We start from the raw sequence: 15,797 nt of genomic DNA, 5'->3' as shown, positions 1-15,797 counted from the left end.
GCCTTGAAACTGCTGATTCTCGACCGTGACGGGGTCATCAACCATGACTCCGACGCCTACATCAAGACGCTGGAAGAATGGGTGCCGATCCCTGGCTCGGTCGAGGCCATCGCGCAGTTGAGCAAAGCGGGCTGGACGGTGGCCGTGGCCACCAACCAGTCCGGCATTGCCCGTGGCTATTACACACTGGCAACCCTGGAAGCCATGCACGCACGCCTGCGCGAGCTGGTGGCGGAGCAGGGGGGCGAGGTGGGCCATATCGTGTATTGCCCGCACGGGCCGGACGATGGCTGCGATTGCCGCAAGCCAAAGCCTGGCATGCTGGTGGCGATTGCCGAGCATTACCGGGTCGCCCTGCAAGGCGTCTGGTTCGTCGGCGACAGCAAAGGTGACCTGGAGGCCGCCCTGGCCGTCGGTGCACAACCCGTGTTGGTAAAAACTGGCAAGGGCGAGCGGACCCTGGAAAAAGGTGTCCCTGAAACTACACTGATTTTCGACGATCTGGCAGCTATCGCCAGAGAACTAATTTAAACAGTGCGCCTTCGGGCGCATTTTCTCAGGCGGGCATGCCCCGCAATGGTACAAGCCACTATGTCGATCCTGCAGGCGATCAGAATCTTTCTTTTTTACCTGCTGCTGGGCACCAGTTCACTGCTGTGGTGCTCGCTGAGCTTCTTCATCGCGCCGTTCCTGTCGTTCCCCAAGCGCTACAGGTTCATCAACGTGTATTGGTGTCGCTGCGCGCTGTTCCTGGTGCGCACCATTCTCGGCATCGACTACAAGGTCACCGGCGCCGAAAACGTGCCGAAAGAGCCCTGTGTGATCCTGTCCAACCACCAAAGCACTTGGGAAACCTTCTTCCTTTCCCAGTACTTTTCGCCGCTGAGCCAAGTGCTCAAGCGCGAGCTGCTGTACGTGCCGTTTTTCGGCTGGGCCATGGCCATGCTGCGGCCGATCGCGATCAACCGCGACAACCCAAAGGAAGCGTTGCGCCAGGTGGCGAGCAAAGGCGACGAGCTGCTCAAGCAGAAGACTTGGGTGCTGATCTTCCCGGAAGGCACCCGCGTGCCCTTCGGCACCGTGGGCAAGTTCTCCCGCGGCGGTACTGCGCTGGCCGTGAATGCCGGGCTGCCGGTGCTGCCGATTGCCCACAATGCCGGCAAGTTCTGGCCGAAGACAGGTTGGGGCAAGCGTGCCGGTACCATCGAAGTGGTGATTGGCGAGCCGATGTACGCCAATGGCACCGGGCCACGTGCCATCGCCGAACTCAATGACCGCGCAGCGGCGTGGAACGAAGCGACTCAACGGGCCTTGGGTTCGCTGCCGCCAGCTGATGAAAAACCCCAACAGCAGATGGCCTGATCATCTGTGGATAACTTGTGAGCAGTTTTTCGATCAAATGCTTGAAATGATCGCTAAGTACTTGAATTAGAAGTTTATTTCTACTTATGAATTTTTTCTGAAAAGCGTGCATAAGTTTTTCCGCGGCATAAAAAAACCGGCTTTTACAGCCGGTTTTTTTATGCCGGATGAACAGGGTCAGACCTTGTCGAGATCCACATCCTTGGTTTCTTTAAGGCAGAAAATCCCCACCACCAGGCTGATCCCGGTCACCAGCACCGGGTACCACAATCCGTAGAAGATATCCCCGGTATACACCACCAGCGCGAACGATACCGTTGGCAGGAAACCGCCGAACCAGCCATTACCAATATGGTAGGGCAGGGACATTGAGGTGTAGCGGATACGGGTCGGGAACAGCTCGACCATTACCGCTGCCAGCGGGCCATAGGTCATGGTCGCGATCAGGATCATCGCCACGATCAGCACCACCACCATTACCTGGTTGACCTGCCCTGGGTCGGCCTTGGCCGGGTAGCCCGCCTGCTCCACTGCGCTGCGCATGGCCGCTTCGTCGTAGCCATTGATGGTCTTTTCACCAATATTGACTACCACATCGCTGCCGGCCACGTTCACTGAGCTATACGGCAGGCCCTGCTTCACCAGGAATGTCTTGACCTTGTCGCACGGGCTGTCAAAACGAGCCTTGCCCACCGGGTCGAACTGGAAGGTGCAATTTTGTGGGTCGGCCGTAACCACGATAGGCGCCTGCCGGCTGGCTGCGTCGATCTGAGGGTTGGCGTAATGGCTTAGCGCCTTGAACAGCGGGAAGTACAGCACCGTGGCCAACAGCAGGCCGAGCATCAGGATCGGCTTGCGGCCAATACGGTCCGACAGCCAACCGAAAAACACGAAGAACGGCGCACCGATCACCACACTGATGATCAGCAGCGTGTTGGCCTGGGCAGGGTCCATCTTCAGCATTTGGGTCATGAAGAACAACACATAGAACTGCGCCGTATAGAAGGTCACGGCTTGCCCGGCGTTGATGCTGAACAAGGCGGTCAGCACCACTTTCAGGTTAGGCCAAGAGGTGAACGACTCACGAATAGGCGACTTGCTGACCTTGCCCTGGGCCTTCATTTTCACGAAGGCCGGCGACTCGTGCATGCTCATGCGGATCCAGGTGGAGATGGCCAGCAGCACGATCGACAACAGGAACGGCAGGCGCCAGCCCCACGTTTCGAACTGGTCGCCACTGATGTAGCGGCTGCCCAGCACCACCAGCAGCGACAACAACAGGCCAAGGGTGGCCGTAGACTGGATGAAACCGGTGTAAAAGCCCCGTTTGCCATGGGGCGCATGCTCGGCCACATAGGTGGCAGCACCGCCGTACTCCCCCCCCAGCGCCAGCCCTTGGAGCATGCGCAGGATCACCAGGATGATCGGTGCGGCAATGCCGATACTGGCATAAGTGGGCAGCAACCCCACGGCGAAGGTGGACAAACCCATCAGCACGATGGTGACCAGGAAGGTGTACTTGCGCCCGATCATGTCGCCCAGGCGGCCGAACACCAATGCACCGAACGGCCGCACCAGAAAGCCGGCGGCGAAGGCCATGAGGGCGAAGATGAATGCGGTGGTGTCGTTCACCCCAGCAAAGAACTGCTTGCTGATGACCGCTGCCAGCGCACCATAGAGAAAAAAGTCATACCACTCGAAAACCGTCCCGAGGGATGACGCGAAAATGATCTTGCGTTCTTCACGGCGGCTGGAGCTGCTGGCCGCCGCACCCTGTTCCTGGATGTAATCCGACATCGTTGCTGTCCTCGGCCCGCAGGCCACAGTGATTATTCTTTTTGTTCCACTGTCGGCGGCTTCTGACCGCGAGCCACCGGTGTTGCACGCACCCGGGTCAGGGGGTCGGTATCGCGTCTTCGTTCATGTAGGTCTGGGTAGCAGCTCCTTTGAGGATCAGTTGCGCCGCCTTCTCGGCGATCATCAGGGTCGGTGAACAGGTATTACCGGAGGTGATCTGCGGCATGATCGAGGCATCGGCCACACGCAAACCGGGGATGCCGTGCACGCGCAACTGGTTATCCACAACGTCCAGGGCACCGCTGCCCATACGGCAGGTACCGACCGGGTGGAAGATGGTGGTGCCAATTTTGCCGGCTGCCTCAAACAGCTCTTGCTCGGTTTGCAGGGCTGGGCCTGGCAGGTATTCCTTGGGGTCGAACGCTGCAAGGGCAGGGGCCTGCACGATGCGCCGGGTGAGGCGGATGGCATCGGCGGCCACGCGCAGGTCCTGTGGCTCGCTGAGGTAGTTGGGGTCGATCAGCGGCGTGCTGTTCATGTCGGTGCTGCTGATATCGATACGCCCGCGGCTTACCGGGTGCAGGTTGCACACCGATGCGGTAAAGGCCGGGAACGAATGCAGCGGCTCACCGAAGCGCTCCAGTGAAAGCGGCTGAACGTGATACTGCAGGTTGGCGGTGGCCTGGTCCGGGCTCGAGCGCACGAACGCGCCCAGCTGGCTCGGCGCCATCGCCAGTGGGCCGCTGCGGTCATAAAGGTAGCGCAGGCCCATGCCCATCTTGCCCCAGAGGCTATTGGCCATCTGGTTCAAGGTGCGGGTATTGCGGATCTGGTAGATCAGGCGCAGTTGCAGGTGGTCCTGAAGGTTGCCCCCCACGCCCGGCATATCGTGGCGTACACCAATGCCCAGGCTTTCCAGCAGCTGGCGCGGGCCGATGCCGGAGCGTTGCAGAATACCGGGTGAACCAACAGCGCCGGCGCAGAGGATGATTTCGCGACGCGACGCAAACTCGTGCCAGGCGCCTTGCCAAAATGCTTTCACGGCCCGCGCCCGGGTGTTGTTGAGCAGTACCTGGTCAACCTGAACGCCGGTCAGCACAGTGAGGTTGGCGCGGTCCTTTATCGGCCTCAGGAAAGCTTTGGAGGCGTTCCAGCGTACGCCGCTGCGCTGGTTGACCTGAAAGTATCCACAGCCCTGGTTGTCGCCGGTGTTGAAGTCGTCGACCTTGCCGATGCCGCTTTGCTCGGCGGCATCACGGAAAGCATCGAGGATTGGCCAGCTGTAGCGCTGGCGCTCGACCCGCCATTCGCCGTCACCGCCGTGGTGCTCACTGGCGCCGGCGAAGTGGTTTTCGCTGGCCTTGAACAGCGGCAGCACGTCCTTCCAGGCCCAGCCGTCATTGCCTTGCTCGGCCCAGCGGTCATAGTCCGCCGCCTGGCCACGCATGTAGATCATGCCGTTGATTGAAGAACAGCCACCGAGCACCTTGCCGCGTGGGTAGCCCAGTGCGCGCCCCCCCAGGCCTGGCTGCGCCTCGGTCTTGAAGCACCAGTCAGTGCGCGGGTTGCCGATGCAATAGAGATAGCCGACGGGGATGTGAATCCAGGGATAGTTGTCGCGGCCACCTGCTTCCAGCAGCAAAACGCGGCAGGATGGGTCGGCGGACAAACGGTTGGCCAGAAGGCAACCGGCGGGACCGGCCCCTACGACCACGTAGTCGAAGACAGAATCGGCTGATGGCATGTGCAACCTCGCGCCCGTTTTTTATTCTTGTCCCGATCCATCTTAGTGCGTAATTTCGTGAGTGAAACACGAGATTTCGCGCAGCCGTTGTGCGTTTTAGCACAGGGGTAAGCCTATACCGGCCTCTTCGCGGGTAAACCCGCTCCCACAGGTTCGACGCTGCTTCTGAAGGCGGCGCGGTCCCTGTGAGAGCGGGTTTACCCGCGAAAGGGCCGGACGAACAGCCACAAGGATCAGCATGTTCGACTGGAACGATCTGCGGTTTTTCCTCGAGTTGCAGCGCAGCGGCCGCCTGCTTACCGCCGCCAAGCGCCTCAACACAACCCACAGCACGGTGGCCCGGCATATCGAGAGCATCGAGCAAAGCCTGGGCACCGCGCTGTTTGTACAACATGCACAGGGCTACGAGCTGACCCCCTCGGGCCAAGCCCTGCTCAAGCATGCCGAGGCCATGGAGAACGTCGCGCTGTTGGCGCAGGAAGAAATCACCCAGGCCATCACCCCGTTGGGCAAAATTCGCCTGGGGGTGACCGAAGGCATCGGCATCATGTTCTTCACCCCACGCATGAACGCGTTGTTCGAGCGCTACCCGGGCCTGGAGGTGGAACTGGTGGCGGTGCCGCGCTTTGTCAGCATCCTCAACCGCGAAGCGGAGATCAGCATTCACCTGGAACGCCCCAACGCCGACCTGCTGATAACCCGCAAGCTCACCGACTACCGCCTGGCGCTGTACGCCAGCCAGGACTACCTGGACCGGGCACCGCCGTTGCGCAACCGTGAGGACCTGGCCCGGCACAACTGGATCGGCTACGTCGACGACCTGCTGTTCAGCCAGGAACTGCTGTTTCTCAACAGTTTCTGCCGGGCACCGACCGTGGTGTTTCGCAGCACCAGCGTCATTGCCCAACAGGCTGCCGCCCGCGCCGGGCTGGGCATCGCCGTACTGCCCAACTACATGGCTCACGACGACCCGACGCTGGTGCGCGTACTGCCTGGCGAAACCATCCAGCGCAGCTACTGGATCTGCACCCGCCGCGAGCTGCACAAGTCAGTGCGCCTGCGGGTGGTGTGGGACTACCTGCTGGCGCTGTGCGCCGCAGAACAGGACGCGCTGCTAGCCCAATAGTGCCTTGCCCGCCAGCAGCAATGCCGCCGTCCAACCGGCCACCGCAAACATCTGCTGCAAACGCGGCCCGGCCAGCCTGGCCGCCAATGGCCGCGCCAGCAGCAGGCCGAGCACCGCGCCTGATGCAAACGGGGCTCCAACCTGCCAATGCATCACACCCGCCAGGCTGGCGCTGACCACACTGCCGGTGGACACCAGTGCGATCACCGCCAGCGAGGTGGACACGATGCTGGCCATGCGCAGGTTGGTATAGCGGTTCAGGGCCGGGATGATGACGAAACCACCGCCAACCCCCAGCAGACCAGACAGCAACCCAGACAAGGCACCGGTAAATGCCAGGGCACGCGCGCATGGCAGGGTCCAGCGCAAGCGACCTTGCAACGGGTTCAGCACACAGGGTTCGATATAGCGATGGGCGTCATTGGCTTCACCGCGCAGGTCTTTGGCCGCCTTGCGCCAGATACGCAGGCAGGCGTACACCAGCACCCCGGCAAACACCAACTGCAAAGGTGTATTCGGCAAGCGGTGCGCCAGCATCAGCCCGAACGGCGCCGCTGCTACGCCGATCAGTGCGATAAACAGCGCCGCCCGATAACGCACCAACCCCTGACGCAAACCCAGCACTGCGCCAACCGCCGCTGCCATGCCTACGGCCAACAGGCCGACCGGTGCAGCCTCGACCATCGACAGCCCCAGGCCGAACACCAGCAAGGGCACAGCAAGAATGCCACCGCCGGCGCCGGTCAACGCCAGCACCGCACCGATGATCGCGCCCAGGCCCGCCCCCAACAATTGATGTTCGATCACTGCCCACCCTCGGCTACCAACTGCGGGCGCGCCAGCCACTCGCGGCCCTTGAGCATGCCTTGCCAGTACAGCGGCGGCAGCGCCTGCGCCTTGAGCAACCAGGCCAGACGCGTCGGCTTGCGGCCATCCAGCAACCAACTGGGAAAGCTCGGTGCCAGTTTGCCGCCATAGGTGAACTCGGCCAGGACGATCTTCCCGCGCTCTACCGTCAGCGGGCACGAGCCATAGCCATCGTACTGGGCGAGGGTGGGCAGCCGGCCCAGTGCCACCAGCACGTTGTTGGCCACTACCGGCGCCTGCTTGCGGGCCGCTGCGGCGGTCTTGGCATTGCTGGTATTGGCCACGTCACCCAGGGCATGGATGTTGGTGTACTTGCGATGGCGCAGGGTATGCGGATCGACATCGACCCAGCCGGCGTTATCGGCCAACGGGCTTTCGCGAATAAAAGCCGGCGCCACCTGTGGCGGTACCACGTGGAGCATGTCGAACGCCTCGATGCGCGTTTCACTGCTGCCATCGGGAAGCGTGCGTACGAAGGTGGCGCGCTTGTTCGGACCGTCCACAGCGACCAACCTGTGGGAAAAATTGAGGTCCACAGCGTATTTTTCGATGTACTTCATCAACGCAGGCACGTAGTCCGCCACACCGAACAACACTGCCCCGGCATTGAAGAAGCTGGCTTTAACCGCCCCCAGATGGCCGTTGCGCAGCCAATGATCGCAAGACAGGTACAGCGCCTTCTGCGGTGCGCCCGCACATTTGATCGGCATGGGCGGCTGGCTGAATACGGCACGGCCTTGCTTGAGTTTCTGCACCAGCTCCCAAGTGTAGGGCGCCAGGTCGTAACGGTAATTAGAGGTGACCCCGTTGCGGCCCAAGGTTTCACAGAGCCCCTCAATTGCCGCCCAGTCCAGCGTGAGGCCAGGGCACACTATCAGCTGTTCATAGCTGATGGCACGACCGCCCTCGAGCATGACCAACTGGCCCAGAGGGTCGAAACCCTGCACCCGCGCCTTGACCCAGCGCACACCACGCGGGATGGTCGAAGCCATGGTGCGGGCGGTGCTCGGTGCCTTGAACACACCGGCCCCGACCATGGTCCAGCCGGGTTGGTAGTAATGCACATCGGCGGGGTCGATCAAGGCAACGTCCAGCGACGGGTCACGGCTGATCAGGCTGGAAGCGGTGGCGATACCAGCGGCACCGGCACCGACGATGACCACCTTGTGGTGGTCGGTATTGGCAGGGGACAACAAGGCAGGCATGGCGGTAAATCCTGGAAATCTGATTATGGGGCAGGGCGGTTACAGCTTGTTCAGCGGGATTTTCAGATAGCTCACGCCGTTCTCTTCCGGCGCGGGGAAGTGCCCGCTGCGCATGTTCACCTGCACCGAAGGCAGGATCAGCACGGGCATGTCGAGGGTCTTGTCACGGGCTTCGCGCATGGCGACGAAACTGTCCTCGTCGACACCCTGATGAATATGAATGTTGCTGGCGCGCTGCTCGGCCACGGTGGTGACGTACTGCATGTCGCGGCCACCTGGCAGGTAGTCGTGGCACATGAACAGCTGGGTATGGTCAGGGAAAGCCAGAAGACGACGGATCGAACGGTACAGGGTACGGGCATCGGCCCCAGGGAAATCGCAGCGGGCAGTACCGTAGTCGGGCATGAACAGGGTGTCACCGACGAACACTGCAATCTCGCCCGCATCTTCAATCATGAAACTCATGCACGCGGGGGTGTGCCCAGGTGTGTGAAGTGCCCGGGCGTGCAGGTTGCCGATGCGCAAGCCTTCCTCGTCTTCGAGCAGCACGTCGAACTGGCTGCCATCACGGGCGAAGCCAGGCTCTGCATTGAACAAGGCGCCGAATACTTTCTGTACCTGGGTGATGTGAGCGCCGATCGCGGTATGGCCACCCAGCTTTTCCTTCAGGTAGGCGGCCGCTGAAAGATGGTCGGCGTGTACATGAGTTTCCAGCACCCAGCGCACGCTGGCGTTCAGCTCGGTCACGCGCTCGATCAGGCGATCCGCCGAAGCGCTGCAGGTGCGCCCGGACTTGGGGTCGTAATCCAGCACACTGTCGATCAATGCACATTGCCGGGTTTCACGGTCCATGACCAGGTAGCTGATGGTCGAGGTCGCCTCGTCGTAAAAGGCGTCCACGTGAAGGTTGTTGCCGATGATCATCACGTTCTCCAATTTATCTGCCCCGCCTTGCAAGGCGTAGGCAGTGCCAGGAGGTGTATCAAGATGCATGCCAGGCCTTTTACCGCGCTTGCGCCAATGAAACCGGCCCGGTCAAGACGACTGGCAGCGATACTGGCAAGGCAGGTGGCAGTCGACTGTCAGCCAATGGCAGTGTTTGGCAGTCCTTGTTACGCTGCGCCGTTCATCCAAACGGTGCCGTCATGCCTGAAGCCCATCCCCTCATCCTAGCTCTGGTTTCCTACCTTGAGCACGATGCCCTGCCGGCCATCGTGCTGGATACCGACTACAACATCCTGGCCGCCAATGCCGCCTATCGCCGCCAGTTCGGCCAGCATGATCAGGCGCCGCTGGGTGAAAAATGCCATAAGGTCTCGCACCACTATGCCGTACCGTGCGACCAGGCCGGCGAGCATTGCCCAATGCGCAAGGCGTGGGACAGCAAGGTGCCCGAGCGAGTGCTGCATGTGCATCACACACCACGCGGCCCCGAGCATGTGGATGTCGAGCTGCGCCCGATTCTGGATGAGCAGGGCAGGGTGGTGGCGTTTGTCGAACGCCTGACCACCATCACTCTCGCATCAGCGCAACCTCAGGAGCAGGGCCTGGTGGGCCGCGCACCAGCCTTCAAGGCTGCCTTGGCCAGCCTGCAACGTGCAGCGCCAGCGCAGATCCCGGTGCTGCTGCAGGGTGAGTCCGGTAGCGGTAAAGAGCTGTTCGCGCGTGCAGTGCACATGGGCAGCCCCCGAGCAAACGGCCCGTTGGTGGTAGTCGACTGCACCGGGTTGACCGAGTCGTTGTTCGAAAGCGAGTTGTTCGGTTATGAGAAAGGTGCGTTCACCGGTGCCCACCAGCGCAAGATCGGCCTGGCTGAGGCGGCACATGGCGGTACCCTGTTTCTCGACGAAATCGGCGAAGTACCGCTGGCGATGCAGGTAAAACTGCTACGTCTGATCGAGTCCGGCAGCTTCCGCCCGGTGGGTAGCCTGCGCACAGTGCATTCAGATTTTCGCCTGGTATCCGCTACCCATAAGCCGCTCAAGCAGATGGTTGCGCAGGGCTCCTTCCGTGAAGACCTGTACTACCGCATCAGCGGCTTTCCGATTCGCCTGCCGGCATTGCGCGAGCGGGTAGAAGACCTGCCGCTGCTCGCGCAAAGCCTGCTGCAGCGCATGGCCACGGCCGGTAAACCAACGCCCACGCTGAGTGACGATGCCTTGCAGCAACTTGGGTTGCATCCGTTTCCGGGCAATATCCGCGAGCTGCGCAACATCCTGGAGAGGGCGCGGCTGTTCGCCGATGACGGGCTGATCCGCCCTGAACACTTGCCGGAAGATATCGGGCCGGTGGCAGCGAACACGGCAGGTGGCCGTCGCACCCACCTGGGTGAGCTGGCGCAGGCGCTGGAAGAGTTCAAGGGCTCGCGTAGCGAACTGGCCAGCCATCTTGGCATGAGTGAACGTACACTGTATCGCCGCTTGAAGGCACTCGGACTGAACTGAATAGGCGGCAGACTTTACCGGACCTTTACCTGCGCCCTGACATTAAACGTAAAAAATCGTGGTCTGATCAGTTAACCGCATCTGGCAGTCAGCACTGGCCAGACGATAACAGGCAGAGGACCGCAGCAAATGAAGAAAACCCTAACCGTGATCTGCGCCGCGCTCATGCTCAGCGCACCGTTGGCCGGCTTCGCGCAGCCAGGCCCACCCGATCGACATGATGGCGGTCCATCGCACCAAGGCAACCCGCCACATGGCCAGCCCAAGCAACAGGGCCGACATGACAATGGCCGCGGCCCTGCTTACCGTGACTCGAACTTCCGCCCACAGCCAGGTATGCCTGTACCGCACCAGCAATGGCAGCGTGGTCATGCAGTTGATCCACATTACCGTGGTGACCGTTACTGGGTGACCGACTGGAAAGCCCGCCACCTGTATGCGCCACCGCGTGACCACCGTTGGCTGTACGTGAACGGCGACTATGTGTTGATGTCGATCGCCAGTGGCAGGATCGTGAACATTCTTACCGGCTACTGATTTTTTGCAGACACTAAAAAGCCCGCATCAGCGGGCTTTTTAGTGCCTGGCGAATTACACCTGTGTAGGTTCACAAAATAGGTGATAGGCCAGACCCCGTGAAATTGGAATCTTCGCCATTTTTTTTGTGAAATGAAGGGGTGCTTTTCACAGAAAAGCCGAGAAATCCCTACTCACCAATCACAAAAGTTGATTGGCCTGGAAAGGGCCGTTTACGACCGACGCGTGACTTTTCGGTAAGGGATGAGGAGTAGTCGCAGCGATCCTTTAGCTCCTAGTCTGGCGACCTTGGGTTCAGAATCCGACTGGCAATGCCCGCCGTCACTACTTCAGAGGAACCAGCTTCCTCTGCTGCCAAAATTGCGGGGGCTCATGCTGGTACCCAGGCCCGACAAATGCGCAGTTGCAGCCCTCAATTGCAAGGCTATCCAAAGCGGCACGCGTGTCAATCAAGATCTGATGCATGACGATGGCCGGCCTCACGGAGGTGAAACCGGAGATTCAGAATGACTAAACCGACCCCGTAGACACCAACCTCCACGAAGGCCGCTATCGACCCAAAGCTGTCCTTCAAGAAAGGCAGCTAACGGCGAGAAGCGGTCATTTTGTATCTACAGGTTTCGGGGCGATTCACTCGTCTGATGCTCAGGAGCACCAGGATGGGCGTCAAGGAGGTGGTCATCTTGAGGTGGACTATGCTGACCAGTTGCTCTCAAATCTAATCGTGAGGTCCTCCATGGCAAACCCCAATCTGCTGGCTCTATTCAGAGATGAAGTCCTTCTGACCGGGCCTGAAAGCTCCCTACCTAGCAACCTATCTCAGTTCTGGCTTGAGGAGCTCCAGAATCATCTGGAGAGGTATTTCGACGGTTTGAACTCGGAGTCAGATGCAGAAGAGAAGGATCTCGACATCTCCCTCCCACTCGCAGCGATCATCCACATCTTGTTCGCAAAAAATGGTGGGGAGGAGATATCCGAGAGCTCTGAAAAGCTGTACGAGTATTTCCAAGACTACCGGCTCGAACTGGCCCTTGAAGAGATCACGCGAAAGACTCATGTGGCTGCCGAGGCTGCAACCATTGAGACCATCTTCACCAACCGAGACGTCCTGGTGGAGCAAAGCCCCCTTCTTCAATAGGTACCTCCACCGATGCCATCGCCGGCGGGCACGCTCCGAGGCATTGATGGAATGCATTTTGACGGCTGCCGAGATCAGCGAATGAAAGAAATTGCTGCGCCGATGTTCGATCTAATCGCTTTGTCGCTTCCACGAGGGTTGGGGTTTGGGGACAGCCCGCCAGTAGGGGCATGGCTTAGTGAGGACGGAATTTCTTGTGCCGCTCTAACCCGAAATATCCATGCCGGCAGCTTCGGAATTGTCACCTTGCGGCGTCGTGTCGATAGCGTGTGGGTGCTCCTCAGCCATAGTGAGCGCACCACTGGCGAGTCTGAAGCCCGCGCCTCAATCAGCCATTTTCTCTATACCCAAGCCCATCCGCTTCCACTCCCTTCAGGTGAACGACGACGTGCTCCTCTAAGCAGAATGGGTAAGCGCACACCAAGCGTGGTGTTCAAATCACTATTTGATCCAAGCCGCCGTATTGGGGCGTGGGCGCTGAATCAACTGTATCTCGCACTGCCATCCCCAGACAGAAATTGGGTTCCCGATTGCCAGACTGAGAATTTTCACACCCGCCTCTGGGAAGCCCACCTATTAGCGATTTTTCGTGAACAGGGACTCTTGGTCACCCAGCCTAAAGAATCACCCGATTTTCACATCGAGAATAGGCTGGGAGATGAGGCCTGGGTTGAAGCAGTGACAGCCAACCCGGAAGAGCGGTATGAGCATTTTGGCGCCTCGCCGGTCCCCCCACCCGCTGACCGACATGAGCGTTTCTTAGGAGCGGCTGCAGAAAGGTTTGCGAGGACCATCCAAAACAAATTGGACAAGCGTTACGAATCCCTACCGCACGTGGAGGGTAAGCCGCTCATTCTGGCCTTAGCCGATTTCCATGCGCCCAGTTCAATGCTGTGGAGCAGGGAGTCGCTCATCAGCTATCTCTATGGCTTTGCAGTTCACTCATCTGCGCATCGTGGTACGCACCTGATAACTGTGGAGGAAGAGACATCTCTGCTATCAGGGCGCCCCAACGGCCTATTTACGCTAATGGAAAATGCCCATCTTTCAGCGGTCATTTTCACCAATGCCTGCACAGTGCCAAAGCTCAGCCGAGTGCCGATCTCAGGTGGAGCTCATCTAGACGGGTACCGATACTTGCGGTTTGGTGAGTTTTTCGACCGTTCTCCGGGAGCATCACGAGGTATCCCATTTCTGTTGGATGTAGCGTCCAGCGACTACGGTCAGCTCTGGCCGCAATATGGCTACGAGCCGTGGTCTGCTGAAGTGGAGGTATTCCATAACCCTATGGCACTATACCCGGTGCCTAATGAGTTGATACCAGAAGTCACCCACTGGAGAGAAGTAAACGGAAGAGTCGAGTGCGAATCTTTCTTTGATGTATCCATACTCCGATCCAGAACACTCGTCCTCAGTGCAAACGCTAAGGTTCCGTCACTCGATGAGTTGCTGACAGCAGCCAGTCCTCCAGAGCTCTGACGGCGGCGGGGTGGCCGCATCGTTGCCACGCAGGTAGATGAGAATTTCTCAGCAAGCTACCCAGCCAGGGGAAGGACATGAGATCCCCTGCGCAATTCAGGACCGTTGAAGCGTCACCTCTCTTCGGGTAAAAGCATGACCGTCATACAACGCTACAACAGCGTCATACCCGAGAGCATAGGAAGAAAAATGTCGATCCAAGGACTAAAACGATACTTTGGAAACAAGATTCACGCAGTGATAATGATGGCCCCGCTTAAGCGGGAAATGATACGCCTCGGCATATGCACCCTTATGGCGATTATTCTGAATATCATCTTGTATACCGGCGTTGAAGTAGACGGCACCATCAAGCCGTGGGCAGAAACCCCGATAAAACTGTTTGCATCGTCGATGTTATTCGCCTTCATGATCAAGGCTTTTCTGCCAGTTCTCGGCTGGACGATACTGAAAGCAATGCTGTTGAGTGCGAACAATGCCTTCAGCGGCATACTGAGTTTTTTGGGCAATCAGTTCACAGGCGTCATGTACTGTACCGGAATTATTATGGGTTCTATCACGATTAAATTGTATATGGTTTCCGGGGTTTTAGACTCTGAGTTTGCTTATCTGTCCGCAATCGTATTTGCTTCCGGGGTTTTATATTTCTATGTGCTGCAATGCGCCATTCAAAAAACAATGAGTCCGGCCCTGCGTACACCAGCAGTACCGCGTTAAACCACTAGGCTGTGACTATTCATCTCTGGTGCTCAGTAGGCGCTCGCTCTGCTGAACCCTCACCCATACACAACCATTAATGGACTGGCCCGCCTTCGACTTTATGAAGAAGGCGAGCGAGCACGTGACTGATTGCGCATGTATTCCGAGATGAGACTTTCGAAATTGATGTCCGCCTCCTCAACGAGAATATTGACGTGACAGTACAGCTCTTCAGGACCTCTGAGATAATTGAAAATCCTTGATCTAACGATGCCGCAAACCCCTTCTTTGACCGCCGTAGAGGGGAGGTTGATAACATCGCCAACGCACGGGATAAGAGCTAGGCCATGGTCGCTGTTGAAGACAATGTCAGCTGGACAGGCATCAATGCTGGCATCGGATTGTCCTTGCGAAACCTGCTGATAATCAATGCTATACCTCATGTACAGCCTACCTCATTTGTTGAGTGAGGAATCAGCGCCGCGGATCGTAAACAGAAACCTCAAGTTCGCAAGCGACGGGAGCATGTAGCGGATTTTCGGTACTAGAGAGCTTGGCAACTATCGTTTTTCAAGCACATACCCTACGCCCCGAAGCGTATGTATCAGTTTGGTCTCGAAAGGGTCATCTATCTTGGCTCTGAGTCTTCGAATCGACACCTCTACAACGTTTGTGTCGCAGTCAAAATTCATATCCCAAACCTGCGAAATAATTTGGGTGCGGCTCAGCACCACACCGGTATTACGCATCAGGTAATGCAGTAACGCGAATTCTTTCGTGGTCAGGTCAATGCGCTGACCGTCCCTGAATGCCCTGTGCCGGCTCTGATCAAGCTCCAGGTCAGCGACGCGAATGACCTCTACGGATGCAGGGTGATCTGACCTGCGCATCAAGGCGCGAACCCGGGCCAGCAGCTCAGGGAACTCAAATGGCTTGATCAGGTAGTCATCTGCTCCGTTCTCCAGCCCCCGGACCTTATCCGCCAGCCGGCTTCTCGCCGTCAGCATCATGATACGGGAAGGGCAGTTTTTACGACGCAACAACTCAAGGACCTGCCAACCGTCCATCTCTGGCAGATTTATATCCAGGATAATCAGCTCATATTCGTGCTGCTTAGCCAAGAATAATCCATCTGACCCGGTGTGGACGCAATCTACGACATAGCCACATTCCGTCAGACCTTGACGCACATACTCCGCAGTTTTTACTTCATCCTCAATTACCAGAATTCGCATGGGATTTTGTCTCGATATCACTGAGCAATTAACCGCGCACGCGCGCCGGCATTATTGAAAGGGATGGTAAATCAAAATGAGCGTGCCGGGGCTCAAATGACGGATTTGTAATTTCTAGGTAATACAGTTGATAGTCTGGCGGTATATCTTGTCGCGGTTTGGGT

General features: G+C 58.5%; 15 protein-coding genes. 8 read left to right on the top strand and 7 right to left on the bottom strand.

Features of this window, described 5'->3' with window-relative positions:
* The first annotated feature begins 3 nt into the window (after positions 1–3).
* Positions 4–531 (top strand): D-glycero-beta-D-manno-heptose 1,7-bisphosphate 7-phosphatase, encoded by a 528-nt coding sequence (gmhB, locus tag OZ911_RS00265; protein ID WP_023048059.1) that lies wholly within the window; start codon positions 4–6, stop codon positions 529–531.
* Positions 532–576: 45 nt separating this feature from the next.
* A complete protein-coding gene (locus OZ911_RS00260; RefSeq protein WP_016489932.1) occupies positions 577–1,362 on the top strand; it encodes a lysophospholipid acyltransferase family protein in 786 nt (261 codons plus the stop codon).
* A gap of 177 nt (positions 1,363–1,539) precedes the next feature.
* On the opposite strand, the gene OZ911_RS00255 is transcribed toward OZ911_RS00260, so the two are convergent.
* Both OZ911_RS00255 and OZ911_RS00250 read right to left on the bottom strand, forming a co-directional pair.
* Positions 1,540–3,159 (bottom strand): MFS transporter, encoded by a 1,620-nt coding sequence (locus OZ911_RS00255; protein ID WP_016489931.1) that lies wholly within the window; start codon positions 3,157–3,159, stop codon positions 1,540–1,542.
* A 97-nt stretch (positions 3,160–3,256) separates the two neighbouring features.
* Positions 3,257–4,903 (bottom strand): GMC family oxidoreductase, encoded by a 1,647-nt coding sequence (locus tag OZ911_RS00250; protein WP_070086741.1) that lies wholly within the window; start codon positions 4,901–4,903, stop codon positions 3,257–3,259.
* Between the two features lie 238 nt (positions 4,904–5,141).
* On the opposite strand from OZ911_RS00250, the gene OZ911_RS00245 reads away from it, so the two are divergent.
* Positions 5,142–6,029, top strand: coding sequence for a LysR family transcriptional regulator (locus OZ911_RS00245; protein ID WP_060519805.1), 888 nt, complete (start codon positions 5,142–5,144; stop codon positions 6,027–6,029).
* On the opposite strand, the gene OZ911_RS00240 is transcribed toward OZ911_RS00245, so the two are convergent.
* From OZ911_RS00240 to OZ911_RS00230, 3 genes are read right to left on the bottom strand one after another with little or no spacing between them, the layout of a single operon-like run.
* Positions 6,018–6,836 carry a sulfite exporter TauE/SafE family protein gene (locus tag OZ911_RS00240; RefSeq protein WP_016489928.1) on the bottom strand — a complete coding sequence of 273 codons (819 nt, stop codon included), beginning with the start codon at positions 6,834–6,836 and terminating at the stop codon, positions 6,018–6,020. The genes OZ911_RS00245 and OZ911_RS00240 overlap by 12 nt on opposite strands.
* Positions 6,833–8,101, bottom strand: coding sequence for an NAD(P)/FAD-dependent oxidoreductase (locus OZ911_RS00235; RefSeq protein WP_016489927.1), 1,269 nt, complete (start codon positions 8,099–8,101; stop codon positions 6,833–6,835). Before OZ911_RS00235 ends, OZ911_RS00240 begins: the two co-directional genes overlap by 4 nt.
* 39 nt (positions 8,102–8,140) lie before the next feature.
* Entirely contained in the window at positions 8,141–9,025 is an 885-nt protein-coding gene (locus OZ911_RS00230; RefSeq protein ID WP_016489926.1) for an MBL fold metallo-hydrolase, read from the bottom strand.
* Positions 9,026–9,246: 221 nt separating this feature from the next.
* Here OZ911_RS00230 and OZ911_RS00225 point away from each other — a divergent pair, with 221 nt between their 5' ends.
* The 5 genes from OZ911_RS00225 (at position 9,247) to OZ911_RS00205 (ending at position 14,416) form a co-directional block, all read left to right on the top strand.
* A complete protein-coding gene (locus tag OZ911_RS00225; protein ID WP_060519819.1) occupies positions 9,247–10,545 on the top strand; it encodes a sigma-54 interaction domain-containing protein in 1,299 nt (432 codons plus the stop codon).
* Positions 10,546–10,674: 129 nt separating this feature from the next.
* Entirely contained in the window at positions 10,675–11,082 is a 408-nt protein-coding gene (locus OZ911_RS00220; RefSeq protein WP_016489924.1) for an RcnB family protein, read from the top strand.
* A 736-nt stretch (positions 11,083–11,818) separates the two neighbouring features.
* Positions 11,819–12,220 (top strand): hypothetical protein, encoded by a 402-nt coding sequence (locus OZ911_RS00215; RefSeq protein ID WP_153428583.1) that lies wholly within the window; start codon positions 11,819–11,821, stop codon positions 12,218–12,220.
* Between the two features lie 81 nt (positions 12,221–12,301).
* On the top strand, positions 12,302–13,699 hold the full coding sequence (locus OZ911_RS00210) for a hypothetical protein (protein ID WP_230491487.1): 1,398 nt from the start codon (positions 12,302–12,304) through the stop codon (positions 13,697–13,699).
* A gap of 189 nt (positions 13,700–13,888) precedes the next feature.
* Positions 13,889–14,416, top strand: coding sequence for a hypothetical protein (locus OZ911_RS00205; RefSeq protein ID WP_012269855.1), 528 nt, complete (start codon positions 13,889–13,891; stop codon positions 14,414–14,416).
* Between the two features lie 101 nt (positions 14,417–14,517).
* Here OZ911_RS00205 and OZ911_RS00200 read toward each other — a convergent pair whose 3' ends face one another.
* Complete coding sequence (locus tag OZ911_RS00200; protein WP_010951457.1) at positions 14,518–14,841, bottom strand: hypothetical protein; 324 nt, start codon at positions 14,839–14,841, stop codon at positions 14,518–14,520.
* Positions 14,842–14,958: 117 nt separating this feature from the next.
* The gene (locus OZ911_RS00195; RefSeq protein ID WP_003253420.1) at positions 14,959–15,633 is read right to left on the bottom strand and encodes a heavy metal response regulator transcription factor; all 675 of its coding nucleotides are present in this window, start codon (positions 15,631–15,633) and stop codon (positions 14,959–14,961) included.
* Positions 15,634–15,797: the final 164 nt, after the last annotated feature.

It is taken from the genome of Pseudomonas fortuita (assembly GCF_026898135.2).
GTDB classification, from domain to species: domain Bacteria; phylum Pseudomonadota; class Gammaproteobacteria; order Pseudomonadales; family Pseudomonadaceae; genus Aquipseudomonas; species Aquipseudomonas fortuita.
Note: the sequence above shows the minus strand (reverse complement) of the source record. Positions and strands in the feature narration are given on the sequence as shown.